Annotated in this window: 16 protein-coding genes; 12 read left to right on the top strand and 4 right to left on the bottom strand. The window is 71.9% G+C overall.

Going from position 1 to position 15,802, the window contains the following annotated elements; genetic code table 11:
• Position 1: 1 nt before the first annotated feature.
• The 5 genes from ACIPJI_RS08125 (at position 2) to ACIPJI_RS08105 (ending at position 3,181) form a co-directional block, all read left to right on the top strand.
• Positions 2–958, top strand: coding sequence for a hypothetical protein (locus ACIPJI_RS08125; RefSeq protein ID WP_402245115.1), 957 nt, complete (start codon positions 2–4; stop codon positions 956–958).
• Positions 959–977: 19 nt separating this feature from the next.
• On the top strand, positions 978–1,544 hold the full coding sequence (locus ACIPJI_RS08120) for a TetR/AcrR family transcriptional regulator (RefSeq protein WP_307707960.1): 567 nt from the start codon (positions 978–980) through the stop codon (positions 1,542–1,544).
• A 57-nt stretch (positions 1,545–1,601) separates the two neighbouring features.
• A complete protein-coding gene (locus ACIPJI_RS08115; protein WP_356623553.1) occupies positions 1,602–2,060 on the top strand; it encodes a PPOX class F420-dependent oxidoreductase in 459 nt (152 codons plus the stop codon).
• A 61-nt stretch (positions 2,061–2,121) separates the two neighbouring features.
• A complete protein-coding gene (locus tag ACIPJI_RS08110; protein ID WP_402245112.1) occupies positions 2,122–2,772 on the top strand; it encodes an anthrone oxygenase family protein in 651 nt (216 codons plus the stop codon).
• Complete coding sequence (locus ACIPJI_RS08105) at positions 2,714–3,181, top strand: hypothetical protein (protein WP_402245110.1); 468 nt, start codon at positions 2,714–2,716, stop codon at positions 3,179–3,181. Before ACIPJI_RS08110 ends, ACIPJI_RS08105 begins: the two co-directional genes overlap by 59 nt.
• 79 nt (positions 3,182–3,260) lie before the next feature.
• Here ACIPJI_RS08105 and ACIPJI_RS08100 read toward each other — a convergent pair whose 3' ends face one another.
• The gene (locus ACIPJI_RS08100; protein WP_307707954.1) at positions 3,261–4,184 is read right to left on the bottom strand and encodes a DeoR/GlpR family DNA-binding transcription regulator; all 924 of its coding nucleotides are present in this window, start codon (positions 4,182–4,184) and stop codon (positions 3,261–3,263) included.
• Positions 4,185–4,349: 165 nt separating this feature from the next.
• Entirely contained in the window at positions 4,350–5,789 is a 1,440-nt protein-coding gene (locus ACIPJI_RS08095; RefSeq protein ID WP_307707953.1) for an NAD(P)H-quinone dehydrogenase, read from the bottom strand.
• A gap of 236 nt (positions 5,790–6,025) precedes the next feature.
• Here ACIPJI_RS08095 and ACIPJI_RS08090 point away from each other — a divergent pair, with 236 nt between their 5' ends.
• From ACIPJI_RS08090 to ACIPJI_RS08080, 3 genes are all read left to right on the top strand, one after another.
• Entirely contained in the window at positions 6,026–6,463 is a 438-nt protein-coding gene (locus ACIPJI_RS08090) for a gamma-glutamylcyclotransferase (protein ID WP_005312922.1), read from the top strand.
• 157 nt (positions 6,464–6,620) lie between these two features.
• Positions 6,621–7,451, top strand: a complete 831-nt coding sequence (locus tag ACIPJI_RS08085; RefSeq protein WP_189466543.1) for a purine-nucleoside phosphorylase — start codon at positions 6,621–6,623, stop codon at positions 7,449–7,451.
• A 709-nt stretch (positions 7,452–8,160) separates the two neighbouring features.
• Complete coding sequence (locus ACIPJI_RS08080; RefSeq protein ID WP_402245107.1) at positions 8,161–9,816, top strand: phospho-sugar mutase; 1,656 nt, start codon at positions 8,161–8,163, stop codon at positions 9,814–9,816.
• A gap of 106 nt (positions 9,817–9,922) precedes the next feature.
• On the opposite strand, the gene ACIPJI_RS08075 is transcribed toward ACIPJI_RS08080, so the two are convergent.
• Positions 9,923–10,558, bottom strand: coding sequence for a PH domain-containing protein (locus tag ACIPJI_RS08075; protein WP_402245105.1), 636 nt, complete (start codon positions 10,556–10,558; stop codon positions 9,923–9,925).
• Between the two features lie 139 nt (positions 10,559–10,697).
• Between ACIPJI_RS08075 and deoC the strand changes: the two genes are divergently transcribed.
• The 4 genes from deoC (at position 10,698) to ACIPJI_RS08055 (ending at position 14,799) form a co-directional block, all read left to right on the top strand.
• Complete coding sequence (gene deoC, locus ACIPJI_RS08070; protein WP_356623562.1) at positions 10,698–11,651, top strand: deoxyribose-phosphate aldolase; 954 nt, start codon at positions 10,698–10,700, stop codon at positions 11,649–11,651.
• A 5-nt stretch (positions 11,652–11,656) separates the two neighbouring features.
• Positions 11,657–13,093, top strand: a complete 1,437-nt coding sequence (locus tag ACIPJI_RS08065; RefSeq protein WP_356623564.1) for an aldehyde dehydrogenase family protein — start codon at positions 11,657–11,659, stop codon at positions 13,091–13,093.
• Positions 13,086–13,973: an aldehyde dehydrogenase family protein gene (locus tag ACIPJI_RS08060; protein WP_402245103.1), complete on the top strand. Its 888-nt coding sequence runs from the start codon at positions 13,086–13,088 to the stop codon at positions 13,971–13,973. Before ACIPJI_RS08065 ends, ACIPJI_RS08060 begins: the two co-directional genes overlap by 8 nt.
• 187 nt (positions 13,974–14,160) lie before the next feature.
• Positions 14,161–14,799 carry a uridine kinase gene (locus ACIPJI_RS08055; RefSeq protein ID WP_307707947.1) on the top strand — a complete coding sequence of 213 codons (639 nt, stop codon included), beginning with the start codon at positions 14,161–14,163 and terminating at the stop codon, positions 14,797–14,799.
• Positions 14,800–15,016: 217 nt separating this feature from the next.
• Here the strand turns inward: ACIPJI_RS08055 and ACIPJI_RS08050 are convergent, their stop codons facing one another.
• Complete coding sequence (locus ACIPJI_RS08050; protein WP_356623568.1) at positions 15,017–15,757, bottom strand: SigE family RNA polymerase sigma factor; 741 nt, start codon at positions 15,755–15,757, stop codon at positions 15,017–15,019.
• Positions 15,758–15,802 lie beyond the last annotated feature (45 nt).

Here is a 15,802-nt window from a genome sequence, read left to right as displayed (position 1 = left end):
CTTGGGGGACATCGCCAAGGGCGTCCTGGGGGGCGGCTGGTCGCTCGTCGTCGGCTGGGTGCTGCCCGCCGCGCTCAATCTCGCCGTGTTCTTCTTCGCCGTGGCGCCGAGCCTGCGCCACACGGCCCTCATGGAACGGATCTGGCCGGAGTCGTCCGCCGACACGGCCCTGCTGCTCCTCGTGGCCGCGGTCATGTTCGGGCTGCTCCTCAACGCCCTGCAGGCGCCCCTGTACCGGCTGCTGGAGGGTTACCTGCTGTGGCCGCGCCGGGCGTACGACAGGGGCTGCCGGATCCAGCGGGCCCGCAGGCAGCGGATCACCGACCGTATCGCCGGGGCGGACGCCCGGGCCCCCATCCAGGCCGCCCTGCTCCAGGAACGCCTCGCCCGCTATCCCGCCGCCGACGAACAGATCGCCCCGACCCGGCTCGGCAACGCCATCCGCCGCTTCGAGGAGTACGGCCACGACCGCTACCGGCTCGACACGCAGGTGCTCTGGAACGAGCTGACCGGCACCGCCCCGAAGGAGCTCGGCCGCCAGGTCGACACGGCGCGCAGCAGCGCCGACTTCTTCGTGGCGCTGCTGTTCGGGCACGCCGTCATGGCCGCGGCGGCGCTCGCCTCGCTCCCCTTCGAAGAGGCCGACGTGCCCCTGTCGGCCGTCACGGCCACGGTGCTGATCGTGCTGATCCCGGCCTGGTACCGCGCGGCGGTGGCCGCCACGGACGAGTGGGCCGCCGCGGTACGCGCCCTGGTCAACGCGGGCCGCAAGCCGCTGGCGGAGGCGCTCGGACTCGTCCTGCCGCAGGACCTGCGCAAGGAACGCGAGATGTGGCTGCTCGTGACGCGGATGTCCCGGCGGCCCTACCGCCCCGCCGCGGACGCCGCCCTCGCCCCCTACCGGGCCGCGCCCGCCCAGCCGGGCTGCTGCTGCACTCCGCCGCCGCCCGCTCCCTGACGTCCGGCATCCTTGACGTGTGACGGAGACCAGGCCCAAGCGCGCCGACGCGCGCCGCAACTACGACCGGCTGCTGACCGAGGCGCGGGCCGCGTTCGCCGAGCGCGGCACAGACGCCTCGCTCGAGGAGATCGCCCGTAGCGCGGGCGTCGGCATCGGCACGCTGTACCGCCACTTCCCGAACCGTCACGCCATGATGAACGCGGTCTTCCAGGAGGCCGTCGCCGCCCTGCTGGAGCGCTCACACGCACTGGCGGGCGCGGAGCAGCCGTGCACGGCGCTGGTGGAGTGGCTGCGCGCCCTCATCACCCACGCGGGTGAGTACCGCGGCCTCGCCCGTGCGCTTCTTTCGGCGTCCCACGACAGGAACTCGGCCCTGTCGGCTTGCAGCGTCCCCCTGCGTGACGCGGGCGAACGCCTGCTGTCCCGGGCGCAGGAGGCGGGGTCGGTCCGTACGGACGTCTCGATCGGCGACCTGATGCAGCTGACGAACGCGATCGCGCTGGCGGCGGAACAGGACCCGGCGGACCCGGAGTTGGCTGACCGCCTGCTGAACCTGACCCTGCGGGGCCTGCGACCCCACTAGCTGCCGCGCGTTCGGCGTCCGTGAAATTCCTGTGCGGTCAAGGCTGTTGGTCACGTCATGACTCAAGGACCAGCACCTCGCGCACTGTCCGACGAAGCCCTCTCGAAGCTGCTCGGCCGGCAGCAGTTCGGCACGCTCGCCACCGTGAAACGCAGCGGCCACCCCCACCTGACCACCATGCTGTACAGCTGGGACCCTGAGGCCCGCATCGTGCGGTTCTCCACGACGGCCGACCGGGTCAAGGTCGCGCACCTGCGGCGCGATCCGCGTGCCGCGCTGCACGTGCAGGGTGGCGACGTCTGGTCGTTCGCCGTCGCCGAAGGCGAAGCCGAGGTCTCCGAGATCACGACCGTCCCCGGCGACGCGGTCGGACGGGAACTGCTCGGGATGATCCCGAAGGCCGCGCAGCCCGAGGACGGCAATGCGTTCCTGGAGCAGTTGGTCGCCGAGCGGCGGGTGGTCGTCCGGTTGAAGGTGGACCGGCTGTACGGAACAGCGCTCGACATCGAAGGCTAGGGTTCCGGGGACCGACGCCCAGCAGGGCAAGTGTGGCGGTCCGTAGCCATGTCGCCGCCTCTTGGACCGACATGCGTCCCGCCCCGACCTCGTCGCCTGCCGCGTGGCCGAGAGCGGTGACCGCGGCCACCGGCCAGGTGGCCGGTGGTGCGGGATCGGACTCGCCCGACGCCTGGCCCTGCTCGATCAGCCGGGCCATGCGGGCCGCGACGGGCTCGTGCCGAGCCTGGTCGGCGCCGGCGCGGGTGCTCCCGAGCTGGAGGAGTACCGGGTTGCGTTCGAACAGCCGCCAGCCGATGTCCTGGAGCCGCAGCAGCGCGTCCAGGGCGGGACCGCCGTTCTCTTCTGCCTCGTCCATGGCGGCCATGGCCTGGTCCGTGATCCGGTCGGCGACAACGTCCAGCAGCGCGTCACGGGTGCCGAAGTGCGCGTGCGCGGTTTGGGGGCCGGGCTCCTCGCTGTCGTGTCCTTCCTGGTCACCCGTCTCGGCAACGTCCCCATCAACGGCCGTATCAAGCAGTGGGCGGCCACCTCGGCCCCCGCCGATCACGCCGAGATACTCGCTCGCTGGGAGGTGTTCAACTACGCACGCACGGGCGCCGCGTTCGCCGCCTTCGGGCTGCTGATCGTTCTCTCCATGCGATTCTCCGCGCATGAACGACGAACACTGGCGGACGTGGACACGCCTCTTCCTGTCCCTCCTCGCGGCTGACGAACCGGATCAGCTCACTTGGCTGGGCGAGCGCGAGTTGGAGACGTGCCTCGTGGTCGACGATGTCGAGTTCGCCTGCCTCATAGCCGAAGGACTCACGGACCGCGGAGCCTTCGAACCCGAGAACCTGCGCGACCTTCAGGCCCTCGGCCGCCGCGTCGGCGAGATCGACGCCGACCGCCGGACCGCCCAGTGGGCCGACGCCCTGGCCACGGATCCCGCCTGGGAAGACGTCCGGACCCTCGCCCGCCGCTTTCTCGTCACACTGCTCGGCGACTGGCGTCAGCCACTCCCCCGCCCCGTGCGGCCGCACGGGGCGGCACCCCCTCCCGCCGCGGGCCCACCGACCCGAGGGGAAGGACCGGACGTGACGGGGGCGGGGTCGGAGGAGGGGGGTGTCCGGCAGTGAAGCGTCGCAACTCGCCCGAAGCGCGGTGAGAACACCGCGGACCGAGCGAGCCCGGGCCCACCCCCCGAAAAGGACCGCGTCAGCGACGGCGGAGGTCCGCCACGCGGGCCGACCGGTCCGCAAGGGCGTCCGGCCCCAGCGCCCCCGCCGCGCTGCGGAGGCCCGCCCGGGTGCGGCGCTGGCCGGGCAGCGGTACCTCAGGGCGCGGCGCGGGCGCCGCCCCCGCCCCGGCGACCGCGATCTGCACACCCTGGTCCGCGAGCGCCTGAAGCTCCGTCGCCGCCCGGTCGTCGTGCGCCGGCGGCTCGTCCGTCACCAGGCGGGTGATCACGTCCGTCGGCACGGTCTGGAACATCGTGTCCGTACCGAGCTTGGTGTGGTCGGCCAGGACCACGACCTCCGCCGCGGCCTGGACGAGCGCCCGGTCGACGCTCGCGGAGAGCATGTTGGACGTGGACAGTCCCCGCTCGGCCGTCAGCCCGCTCCCGGACAGGAACGCGCGGGAGACCCGCAGCCCTTGGAGGGACTGCTCCGCACCGCTCCCGACCAGCGCGTAGTTGGAGCCGCGCAACGTGCCGCCGGTCATGACGACTTCGACCCGGTTGGCATGGGCGAGCGCCTGGGCGACGAGGAGGGAGTTGGTGACCACGGTCAGCCCGGGGACGCGCGCGAGCCGGCGGGCCAGCTCCTGCGTGGTGGTACCGGCGCCGACGACGATGGCCTCACCCTCTTCGACGAGGGCGGCCGCGAGGTCGGCGATGGCCGTCTTCTCCGCGGTGGCGGACAGGGATTTCTGCGGAAAGCCGGACTCGCGGGTGAACCCGCCCGGCAGTACCGCACCGCCGTGCCGGCGGTCGAGGAGTCCTTCTGCCTCCAGTGCCCGCACGTCACGCCGTACGGTCACTTCGGAGGTCTGGACGACGCGGGCGAGCTCACGGAGCGACACGGCACCGTTGGCACGCACCATTTCGAGGATCAACTGACGACGTTCTGCAGCGAACACGAAACTGACAGTAACCCCACCGCCCGTCAGTTTTCAGCTCTATGCGCCGGATACCGGAAATTGCGCACTTAAGAGGCCGCCAAGTGGTATAGACGGCCCCCAAGTTGATCGCGCGACGAGTGAAGTGCCCAGGGTTCGCCGGGTTTCTTCCGTGCGCGGGTGCGGTCAGCCCTCGCCCGACGTCTTCCGGGTGTGCAACTGACGTGCCACCTCCGCGATCGACCCGGACAGGGAGGGGTACACCGTGAAAGCGTTTGCGATCTGTTCGACCGTCAGGTTGTTGTCGACCGCGATCGAGATGGGGTGGATCAGTTCCGAGGCGCGCGGCGAGACGACCACACCGCCGACCACGATCCCGGTCCCCGGACGGCAGAAGATCTTGACGAAGCCGTCCCTGATGCCCTGCATCTTGGCGCGGGGGTTGCGCAGCAGCGGCAGCTTGACCACTCGGGCGTCGATCTTGCCGGCGTCGACGTCGGCCTGGCTGTAGCCGACGGTCGCGATCTCGGGGTCGGTGAAGACGTTGGAGGAGACGGTCTTCAGGTTCAGCGGGGCGACCGCGTCGCCGAGGAAGTGGTACATCGCGATCCGGCCCTGCATGGCGGCGACGGACGCGAGGGCGAAGATGCCGGTGACGTCCCCGGCCGCGTACACGCCGGGCGCCGACGTACGGGACACCTTGTCGGTCCAGATGTGACCGGAGTCCTTGAGCCGGACACCGGCCTCCTCGAGGCCCATGCCCGCCGTGTTGGGGATCGCGCCGACGGCCATCAGGCAGTGCGAGCCGCTGATGACGCGGCCGTCGGAGAGCGTGACCTCGACCCGGTCGCCGACGCGCTTGGCGGACTCGGCGCGGGAGCGGGCCATGACGTTCATGCCGCGGCGGCGGAAGACGTCCTCGAGGACCGCGGCGGCGTCCGGGTCCTCGCCGGGCAGCACGCGGTCACGGGAGGAGACGAGGGTGACGCGCGAGCCGAGCGCCTGGTAGGCGCCGGCGAACTCGGCGCCCGTGACACCGGAACCGACCACGATGAGCTCCTCGGGGAGCTCGTTCAGGTCGTAGACCTGCGTCCAGTTCAGGATGCGCTCGCCGTCGGGCAGCGCGTCGGGGATCTCGCGCGGGTGACCGCCGGTCGCGATCAGGACGGCGTCCGCGGTGAGCGTCTCCTCGGTGCCGTCCGCCGCGCGCACGATCACCTTGCGGGAGCCGTCCATCGCCTGCTGCCCGTCGAGGCGGCCGCGGCCGCGCATGACGCGGGCGCCGGCACGGGTGACGGAGGCGGTGATGTCGTGCGACTGGGCGAGCGCGAGGCGCTTGACACGCCGGTTGACCTTGCCGAGGTCCACACCGACGACGCGGGCGGCCTGCTCGATGTGCGGGGTGTCGTCGGCCACGATGATGCCGAGCTCCTCGTAGGAGGAGTCGAAGGTCGTCATGACTTCGGCGGTGGCGATCAGGGTCTTCGACGGTACGCAGTCGGTCAGCACCGACGCCCCGCCCAGACCGTCGCAGTCGACGACGGTCACCTCCGCGCCGAGCTGAGCGCCGACAAGGGCCGCCTCATATCCGCCGGGTCCGCCACCGATGATCACGATCCGGGTCACGAAAAAGTCCGCCTCGCATTGTCGTTCCCGGCCCGCCTGCCCGCTCTGCCGGGGTCCGGGGGTGCCCCCGGTGGAATGCAGTACGTACTTCATTGTCCCGCATCGGTCAGGCGTTCTCCCCCCGGGGCCTCCATACGGCCGCGACCACCACGGCCCTCCCGCTCGGCCGCCGACCGGGCCCCGCCGTACCTCGCGGCGGGGGCGGCCGCTCGTTCGCCTCCCGTACCCTCGACCCCATGTCGCTCTACGCCGCGTACGCCGGCAACCTCGACGCGCGGCTCATGACCCGCCGCGCACCGCACTCACCGCTGCGCGGCACCGGCTGGCTCAACGGCTGGCGGTTGACCTTCGGCGGCGAGCAGATGGGCTGGGAAGGAGCGCTGGCCACGATCGTGGAGGCCCCGCGCTCCCAGGTCTTCGTCGCGCTGTACGACATCGCCCCCATGGACGAGGACTCCATGGACCGCTGGGAGGGTGTCGGTCTCGACATATACCGGCGCATGCGGGTCCGCGTGGACACCCTGGACGGCGAGGAGCCGGCCTGGGTGTACGTCCTGAACGGCTACGAGGGCGGCCTCCCGTCCGCCCGCTACCTGGGCGAACTCGCGGACGCGGCGGAGTCGGCGGGCGCGCCGCACGACTACGTGATGGAACTCCGCAAGCGCCCCTGCTGAACGGCTGCCCAGGCCGTCGGCCGAGTCGGCGGGGCGGCTCGGGCCCGTCGTCGGCGCGCGTTGCCGCGCCGTTCGTCGGAAACGACAAGACAACGATCCGAAGACCGTCGGCTGCGTCATCTACGCGCGTAGGAATTCCCGGGTTACCCTCATCCGCGTGAACGCATCTGTGAATCCGGACCTCGTCGGCGCTCTCGCCGACCCCCATGCCGCGGCCGACGCCGCCGCCGCCCGCCTGCGCGAGCTGACCGGCACCGAGACCCACGACGTCGCACTGGTGATGGGTTCCGGCTGGGCTCCGGCCGTCGACGCGCTCGGCACCCCCGAGGCCGAGTTCCCCGTCACCGAACTGCCCGGCTTCCCGCCCCCGGCGGTCGAGGGCCACGGCGGCAAGATCCGCTCGTACCGCATCGGCCAGAAGCGCGCGCTGGTCTTCCTCGGCCGTACGCACTTCTACGAGGGCCGCGGCGTCTCCGCCGTCGCCCACGGCGTGCGCACCGCGGTCGCGGCCGGCTGCAAGACCGTGGTGCTGACCAACGGCTGCGGCGGCCTGCGCGACGGCATGCGTCCGGGGCAGCCGGTGCTGATCAGCGACCACATCAACCTCACCGCGGCGTCGCCGATCATCGGCGCGAACTTCGTCGACCTGACCGACCTCTACTCCCCGCGGCTGCGGGCGCTGTGCAAGGAGGTGGACGCGACGCTCGAGGAGGGCGTGTACGTCCAGTTCCCCGGTCCCCACTACGAGACCCCGGCCGAGATCAACATGGTCCGCGTGCTCGGCGGCGACCTGGTGGGCATGTCCACCGTCCTCGAGGCCATCGCGGCCCGCGAGGCCGGCGCGGAGGTGCTGGGCATCTCGCTGGTCACGAACCTGGCGGCGGGGCTCTCGGGCGAGCCGCTGAACCACGAGGAAGTGCTCCAGGCGGGACGGGATTCCGCGGCGCGGATGGGTGAGCTGCTGACGCGGGTGCTGGAACGCATCTGAGGCGGCGGGGGCGTGGCCGCGGCGCGGCGCGCCCTTTCCCACCCCCTGCGGCCTTGCGGCCGCAGGGATCCCACGGAGCCGGGGCAGGCCCTGACCCGTAGGGCCTTCGGCCGTGCCCTCGATCTCCCTACGGCCCGGCGGCCGTGGGAGGTACGCCCCGAGGGGCTGGGATGCCACTGCGCGGCCCGGCCCTGCCGGCGGGCTCCGGCCCTGGCGGCGGACGTAGCCCTACCGGAGGCTCCGGCCCTGGCGGCGGCACGTAGCCCTACCGGCGGCTCCGGCCCTACCGGCGGCTCCGGCCCTGGCGGCGGCTCCGGCCTCGCCCAGGGGCGGCGAATGCGGCCCTACGGGCGCAAGCACTCCCCGGCCACGCCGACGGAGGCATTTCCCAGCCCCTGGTGGGCACTCCCACGGCCACCTGGCCATAGGGGGAGATTGAGGCGCGGGGTCCCCGGGGCAGAGCTCCCAGGACACCGCCCGAAGGGCAGCACCGGGCCGGGGCCTTTCCGGCCCCGGCGGCGATTGAGGCGCGGGGCCCCGCCTGACGGGCAGGCACCGGATCCGGGCGGAGACCGGTTTCAGGAGTGGGTCCCCACGGCCGCCAGGCCGTAGGGGGAGGCCGAGGACCACGCCCCGCAGGCGTCGCGACTCGCGGGCCCCGGCCCGCCCCGCGCAGACTCGACACAGCGAAGACGAGAGGCGGACAACCGTGCAGCAGGAGCAGGACCTGATCGCCCGGGCCGAGGCATGGCTCGCGGAGGACCCGGACGCGGAGACGCGGGACGAGCTCGCGCGGCTCATCGAGGCGCGTGATCTCGGCGAGCTGGCCGACCGGTTCGGCGGGACGCTCCAGTTCGGCACCGCCGGGCTCCGTGGTGAGCTCGGGGCCGGGCCGATGCGGATGAACCGGGCCGTCGTGATCCGGGCGGCGGCCGGACTCGCGGCCTACCTGAAGGCCAAGGGGCAGACGGACGGCCCGGTCGTCGTCGGCTACGACGCCCGCTACAAGTCCGCCGACTTCGCGCGGGACACCGCCGCGGTGATGGTCGCCGCGGGTCTGCGCGCAGCGGTGCTGCCTCGCCCGCTTCCCACCCCCGTACTGGCCTTCGCCATAAGGCATCTGGGCGCTGTCGCGGGCGTCGAGGTGACGGCGAGCCACAATCCTCCCCGGGACAACGGCTACAAGGTCTACCTGGGCGACGGTTCGCAGATCGTGCCGCCCGCCGACGCGGAGATCGCCGCCGAGATCGACGCGATCCGCGGCCTCGCCGACGTCCCGCGCACGGACGAGGGGTGGGAGACGCTCGGTGACGAGGTGCTCGAGGCGTATCTGGCGCGTACGGACGCCGTGCTGACGGCCGGCTCCCCCCGTACCGCCCGGGTCGTCTACACGGCCATGCACGGCGTCGGCAAGGACGTGGTGACGGCCGCCTTCGCGCGCGCCGGGTTCCCGGAGCCGGTCCTGGTGGCGGAGCAGGCGGAGCCGGACCCCGCGTTCCCGACGGTCGCGTTCCCCAACCCGGAGGAGCCGGGGGCGATGGATCTCGCCTTCGAGACCGCGCGCCGGACCGGGCCCGACGTGGTCATCGCCAACGACCCGGACGCGGACCGCTGCGCCGTCGCCGTCCCCGACGCCACGGCGGACGGCGGCTGGCGGATGCTGCGCGGCGACGAGGTCGGCGCCCTGCTCGCCGAGCACCTCGTCCACAAGGGCGCCACCGGCGTCTTCGCCGAGTCGATCGTGTCGTCGTCGCTGCTGGGCCGGATCGCGGCCGCCGCCGGGCTCGGACACGAGGAGACGCTGACGGGGTTCAAGTGGATCGCCCGCGTCGAGGGCCTTCGGTACGGCTACGAGGAGGCGCTCGGCTACTGCGTCGACCCGGAGGGCGTACGCGACAAGGACGGCATCACGGCGGCGCTGCTGGTGGCCGAGCTGGTCTCGGAGCTCAAGGAGCAGGGCCGTACGCTCGGCGACCTGCTGGACGACCTCGCCGTCGAGCACGGTCTGCACGCCACCGACCAGCTGTCGGTGCGGGTGAAGGACCTCGGCATCATCGCGAACGCCATGAGGGCGCTGCGCGAGCAGCCGCCGACCGCGCTGGCCGGCCTGCGGGTCACGGCGGCGGAGGATCTGGCCGTCGGGACGGACAGGCTCCCACCGACCGACGGTCTGCGCTACTACCTCGACGGCGAGTTCAAGGCCCGTGTCATCGTCCGCCCGAGCGGTACGGAGCCGAAGCTGAAGTGCTACCTGGAGGTGGTCGTCCCGGTCGCCGACGCGAGCGCGCTGGCCGGGTCCAGGGCGCGCGCCGCGCAGGTGCTCGACGGCATCAAGCGGGACCTGTCCGCCGCCGCCGGTATCTGACATCCGCCCGGTGTCCGGCGCCCGCCGCGGTCCGATCCGGACCACGGCGGGCGCCGTTGCGTGGGGTCCCCGCCCCGCCCGCTCACGGCGCCTGGTGACCGGGGTGTCAGCCGGTCGCGAGGAGGACCGTGAGGAGAACGGCGCCCGCGGCGGCCGGCGCCAGCAGTTCGTACGCCCAGCGGATCCGGGGCTCGCCCTGGGCCTCCGCGGCCAAGGACCGCCGTTCCGCCAGTTCCCGCAGGTCGGCGATGGTCCGGTCGGCAGGGGCGACCCGGGACTTCGCGTCGCTCACGTCGGCGTGCACGGACGTCGTGCCGTGCGGGTCGTCGTAGGCGGCCTGGGCCTGCCGCCGGGCCGCGGCCTTGCGCTTGCGCAGCGAGACCGGAATGGCCCAGAGCTGGTACTTCGCGCCTCCCTGCGTGAAGATCTCGCTGGAGTAGGAGGCCCGCACGTCGGCCACGCTGCCCCACGGCAGGACGATGGTCCGGAACGGGTTCCTGATCCGGATGCGGTCCTCGCCGGCGAAGACGGCCGGGCGGAAGGTGAAGGCGACGACGACCGGCACCGCGAGCAGCGCGCCGGCGAGGGCGAGCCACGGCGTGCGGCCCTCACCGCGGACGACGGCGTCGACGACGATCCAGGCGATGAGCCCGAGCAGTACGGCACCACCCGCCATTCCGGCGGGCGAGCGGAAGATCCGGTCGCTGGCGGTGGAGGGCTCGGGCTGCTGGGGGCTCGTCATGGTTCCGATTCTGCCGCACGCCGGTTCCAGGTCCCCGGCACGGGGTGGCCCTGCGGTGGCCGCGGCTTCTGCCCTGTTTCGGGCAGAGTTTTCGCGCACCCCCTGTACAGGTCGCTACGCGCGTAGATATGCTCGTCTGGTGACCATGCCCACCACCGCACCTGCATTCGCCGACGTGACCGCGTCCGACAGCACTCTGCGCCGCTTCCTGCACGGGCTGCCCGGCGTCGACGCCGTCGGCCTCGAAGGGCGCGCGGCGTCCCTCGGCACGCGTTCCATCAAGACCACGGCCAAGGCGTACGCCATCGATCTGGCCATCTCCATGATCGACCTGACGACGCTCGAAGGCGCGGACACCCCGGGCAAGGTCCGGGCGCTCGCCGCCAAGGCCGTCAATCCTGATCCGATCGACCGCACGACCCCGCACACCGCGGCGGTCTGCGTCTACCCCGACATGGTGGCGACCGCCAAGGAGGCCCTGAAGGGCTCCGAGGTCAAGGTCGCCTCCGTGGCGACCGCCTTCCCGGCCGGTCGTGCCGCCCTCCCCGTGAAGATCGCGGACGTCCGTGACGCGGTCGCCGCCGGTGCGGACGAGATCGACATGGTGATCGACCGCGGCGCCTTCCTGGCCGGCAACTACATGAAGGTGTACGAGGAGATCCGCGCCGTGAAGGAGGCCTCCGGCAGCGCCCGGCTCAAGGTCATCTTCGAGACCGGCGAGCTCTCCACGTACGACAACATCCGCCGCGCCTCCTGGCTCGGCATGATCGCCGGCGCGGACTTCATCAAGACGTCGACCGGCAAGGTCGCGGTGAACGCCACCCCGGCGAACACCCTGCTGATGCTTCAGGCCGTGCGCGACTTCAGGGAGCAGACTGGGGTACAGGTGGGCGTGAAGCCTGCCGGCGGTATCCGTACGTCCAAGGACGCGATCAAGTTCCTTGTCCTGGTCAACGAGACCGCGGGCGAGGACTGGCTGGACAGTCACTGGTTCCGCTTCGGCGCGTCGAGCCTGCTCAACGACCTGCTGATGCAGCGGCAGAAGCTGGCGACCGGCCGCTACTCCGGCCCTGACTACGTGACGGTGGACTGATCATCATGGCTTCCGTATTCGAATACGCACCCGCACCCGAGTCGCGGTCGATCGTCGACATCGCCCCGTCCTACGGGCTGTTCATCGACGGCGAGTTCTCCGAGGCCGCGGACGGCAAGGTCTTCAAGACCGTCTCGCCGTCGAGCGAGGAGGTCCTGGCCGAGGTCGCCCGGGCGGGCGCCGAGGACGTGGACCGTGCGGTGAAGGCCGCCCGCAAGGCGTTCGGGAAGTGGTCGGCGCTGCCCGGCGCGGAGCGCGCCAAGTACCTGTTCCGTATCGCCCGGATCATCCAGGAGCGCAGCCGCGAGCTGGCCGTCCTGGAGACCCTGGACAACGGCAAGCCGATCAAGGAGACCCGCGACGCGGACCTCCCGCTGGTCGCCGCTCACTTCTTCTACTACGCGGGCTGGGCCGACAAGCTCGACCACGCGGGCTACGGCGCCAGCCCGCGCCCGCTCGGCGTCGCGGGCCAGGTCATCCCCTGGAACTTCCCCCTCCTGATGCTCGCGTGGAAGATCGCCCCGGCGCTCGCCACCGGCAACACGGTCGTCCTCAAGCCCGCGGAGACGACACCGCTGTCCGCCCTGTTCTTCGCGGACATCTGCCGCCAGGCCGGCCTGCCGAACGGTGTGGTCAACATCCTGCCCGGCTACGGGGACACCGGCGCCGCCCTGGTCGAGCACCCGGACGTGAACAAGGTCGCCTTCACCGGCTCTACCGCGGTCGGCAAGGCCATCGCCCGCCAGGTCGCCGGCACGAAGAAGAAGGTCACCCTCGAGCTCGGTGGCAAGGGCGCCAACATCGTCTTCGACGACGCCCCCATCGACCAGGCCGTCGAGGGCATCGTCAACGGCATCTTCTTCAACCAGGGGCAGGTCTGCTGCGCGGGCTCGCGCCTGCTGGTCCAGGAGTCGATCCAGGACGAGCTGCTGGACTCCCTCAAGCGCCGCCTGTCCACGCTGCGCCTCGGCGACCCGCTGGACAAGAACACCGACATCGGGGCGATCAACTCCGAGGAGCAGCTGTCCCGGATCACCACCCTGGTCGAGGCCGGCGAGGCGGAGGGCGCCGAGCGCTGGTCGCCCGCGTGCGAGCTGCCCGCCTCCGGCTACTGGTTCGCGCCGACGCTGTTCACGAACGTCACGCAGGCGCACACCATCGCCCGCGACGAGATCTTCGGCCCGGTGCTGTCCGTGCTGACGTTCCGCACTCCGGACGAGGCCGTCGCAAAGGCGAACAACAGCCAGTACGGCCTGTCCGCCGGCATCTGGACGGAGAAGGGCTCCCGCATCCTCGCGGTGGCGAACAAGCTCCGCGCGGGTGTGGTGTGGGCCAACACGTTCAACAAGTTCGACCCGACCTCGCCCTTCGGCGGCTACAAGGAGTCGGGCTTCGGCCGCGAGGGCGGCCGTCACGGTCTGGAGGCCTACCTCGATGTCTGACGGGCGACTCAGCGTCTTCAAAACCTACAAGCTGTACGTCGGGGGCAAGTTCCCCCGCTCCGAGAGCGGCCGGGTGTACGAGGTGACGGACTCGAAGGGCAAGTGGCTGGCCAACGTGCCGCTCTCCTCCCGCAAGGACGCGCGGGACGCGGTGGTCGCCGCCCGCAAGGCGTTCGGCGGCTGGTCGGGCGCGACCGCGTACAACCGCGGCCAGATCCTCTACCGCATCGCCGAGATGCTGGAGGGCCGCAAGGACCAGTTCGTCCGCGAGGTCGCGCAGTCCGAGGGACTGTCCAGGTCGAAGGCGGCGGACGTCGTCGACGCGGCCATCGACCGCTGGGTCTGGTACGCGGGCTGGACGGACAAGATCGCCCAGGTCGTGGGCGGGGCGAACCCGGTCGCGGGCCCCTTCTTCAACCTCTCCACCCCGGAGCCGACGGGTGTCGTGACGGTCGTCGCGCCGCAGGAGTCGTCGTTCCTCGGTCTCGTCTCCGTGGTCGCCCCGGTGATCGCCACCGGTAACACCGTGGTCGTCGTCGCCTCCGAGCGGGCCCCGCTCCCGGCGCTCTCCCTCGGCGAGGTGCTCGCCACCTCCGACCTGCCCGGCGGCGTGGTCAACGTGCTCTCGGGCCGTACGGAGGAGATCGCCGCCCCGCTCGCCGCGCACCAGGACGTCAACGGCATCGATCTGACCGGCGCGGACGAGGTCCTGGCGAAGGAGCTCGAGGTCGCGGCGGCGGACAACCTGAAGCGCATCTTCCGTCCACAGGCTGTGGATTTCTCGGCGGACCCCGGCACCCACCGGCTGACGGCGTTCCTCGAGACCAAGACGGTCTGGCACCCGACCGGCTCGCTGGGCGCCTCCGGCTCGGCGTACTGACGCTGCCGGCACCGGCCGAAGCCCCCGCCTCTCCGTCCGGAGGCGGGGGCTTCCCGTGTGTCCGGCGCGATTCCGTTCCCCATCAAGTGACCGTGCGCGTACGGAAAGTGGCCGGCGGTGTGATGCTCGTACCAACCGGGCCTCCAGGGGGTTCCAGGAGCCGCTGGATGCGTCACACTTGTCTCCCGTGAGTTCCCAACCCCTCCCGACCCGCGTCGTGCTGCTCGCGGGCCCCTCAGGCTCCGGAAAGTCCTCTCTCGCCGCCCGTACCGGCCTGCCGGTCCTGCGCCTGGACGACTTCTACAAAGAGGGCGACGACCCGACGCTTCCCCTCGTGACGGGCAGCACCGACATCGACTGGGACTCGCCCTCGTCCTGGGACGCGGACGCCGCGGTCGCGGCGATAGCGGAGCTGTGCCGCAGCGGACGGACCGCCGTGCCGGTGTACGACATCGCCACCAGCTCCCGGACCGGGACCGAGACGCTGGACATCGACCGCACACCCCTGTTCGTCGCCGAAGGCATCTTCGCGGCCGACATCGTGCGGCGCTGCGAGGAACTGGGCGTCCTCGCCGACGCACTGTGCCTGCGCGGCCGGCCCTCCACGACGTTCCGCCGCCGCCTCGCGCGCGATCTGCGCGAGGGGCGCAAGTCCGTGCCGTTCCTGCTGCGGCGCGGGTGGCGTCTGATGCGCGCGGAGCGCGGCATCGTTGCCCGCCAGGCGGGCCTGGGCGCGCACCCCTGCGGCAAGGCCGAGGCCCTCGGCCGCCTCGCGGCCGCGGCGGCCGGTCACTGCCGGCTCCCCTCGGCGCGGCAGCCCGTGTAGCGCCCGGACATGGGAGTGGGGCCGGACAGAACCCCCCGGCCTGCCCGGCCCCACTCCGTTTTTCCCCCGTGGATCCCCGTGTCCCCCGTGGATCCTCTTTCCCGTGGATCCCCGTGTCCCCCGTGGATCCTTCCGCTGTCTCCCCCGAAACAGCGGTCTCTGCCGTCTCCCCCGAAACGGCAGCCCCCGTACTTCCCCCGTGTTTCCCCCGTTGCCTTCAGGCCACCAGCTCGCCGAAGGACTCTTCTTCGTCACGGCCGAAGCTGAGGACCTCGTCCTCACGCAGCCGGCGGAGCGACCGCCAGATGCTCGACTTCACCGTGCCGACGCTGATGTCCAGGATCTCCGCGATCTCCGGGTCGGTGCGGCCCTCGTAGTAGCGAAGGACCAGCATCGTCCGCTGGAGTTCGGGAAGCCTGGCGAGCGCCTGCCACAGGACGGCGCGCAGCTCGGTGCCCCGCATCGCGTCGGTGTCGCCCGCCGTCTCCGGCAGCTCCTCCGTGGGGTACTCGTTGAGCTTGCGCCGACGCCAGGCGCTGATGTGCAGATTCGTCATCGTGCGGCGCAGATAGCCGCCGACCGCGGCCTTGTCACTGATCCGCTCCCAGGCCCGGTAGGTCGAGAACAGCGCGCTCTGGAGCAGGTCCTCCGCCTCGTACCGGTCACCGGTCAGGTGGTAGGCGGTCGCGTACAGGGAGGCCCGGCGCTCCTGGACGTAGGCCGTGAACTCGGCCTCCGAGCAGGACGCCCGCTCCCCCGTCGGCTTCGGCTCCCCGTACGCGGCGCCGCTTCCCCCCGTGGGTGCGTCAACCACCGCCATGTACGGCGGCCTTTGCTGACGCCCGGCGCCGCGAACGCACCCCCGCCCGTTCACGGCGCCGGACTTCTCGGTGCTCCGCGCGACGTCGTGGAGACGCGTCACAACTGCGCTTGAGGTGGTGCTGTGCAGTGCGTTCATCTCGCGCCCCCCGTCGAGTGGAGTCTGGTTTCGTTCGTGTGAGAA

Source organism: Streptomyces sp. NPDC086835, from assembly GCF_044745705.1.
Classification (GTDB): domain Bacteria; phylum Actinomycetota; class Actinomycetes; order Streptomycetales; family Streptomycetaceae; genus Streptomyces.
This window is presented reverse-complemented; position numbering and strand designations above follow the sequence as displayed.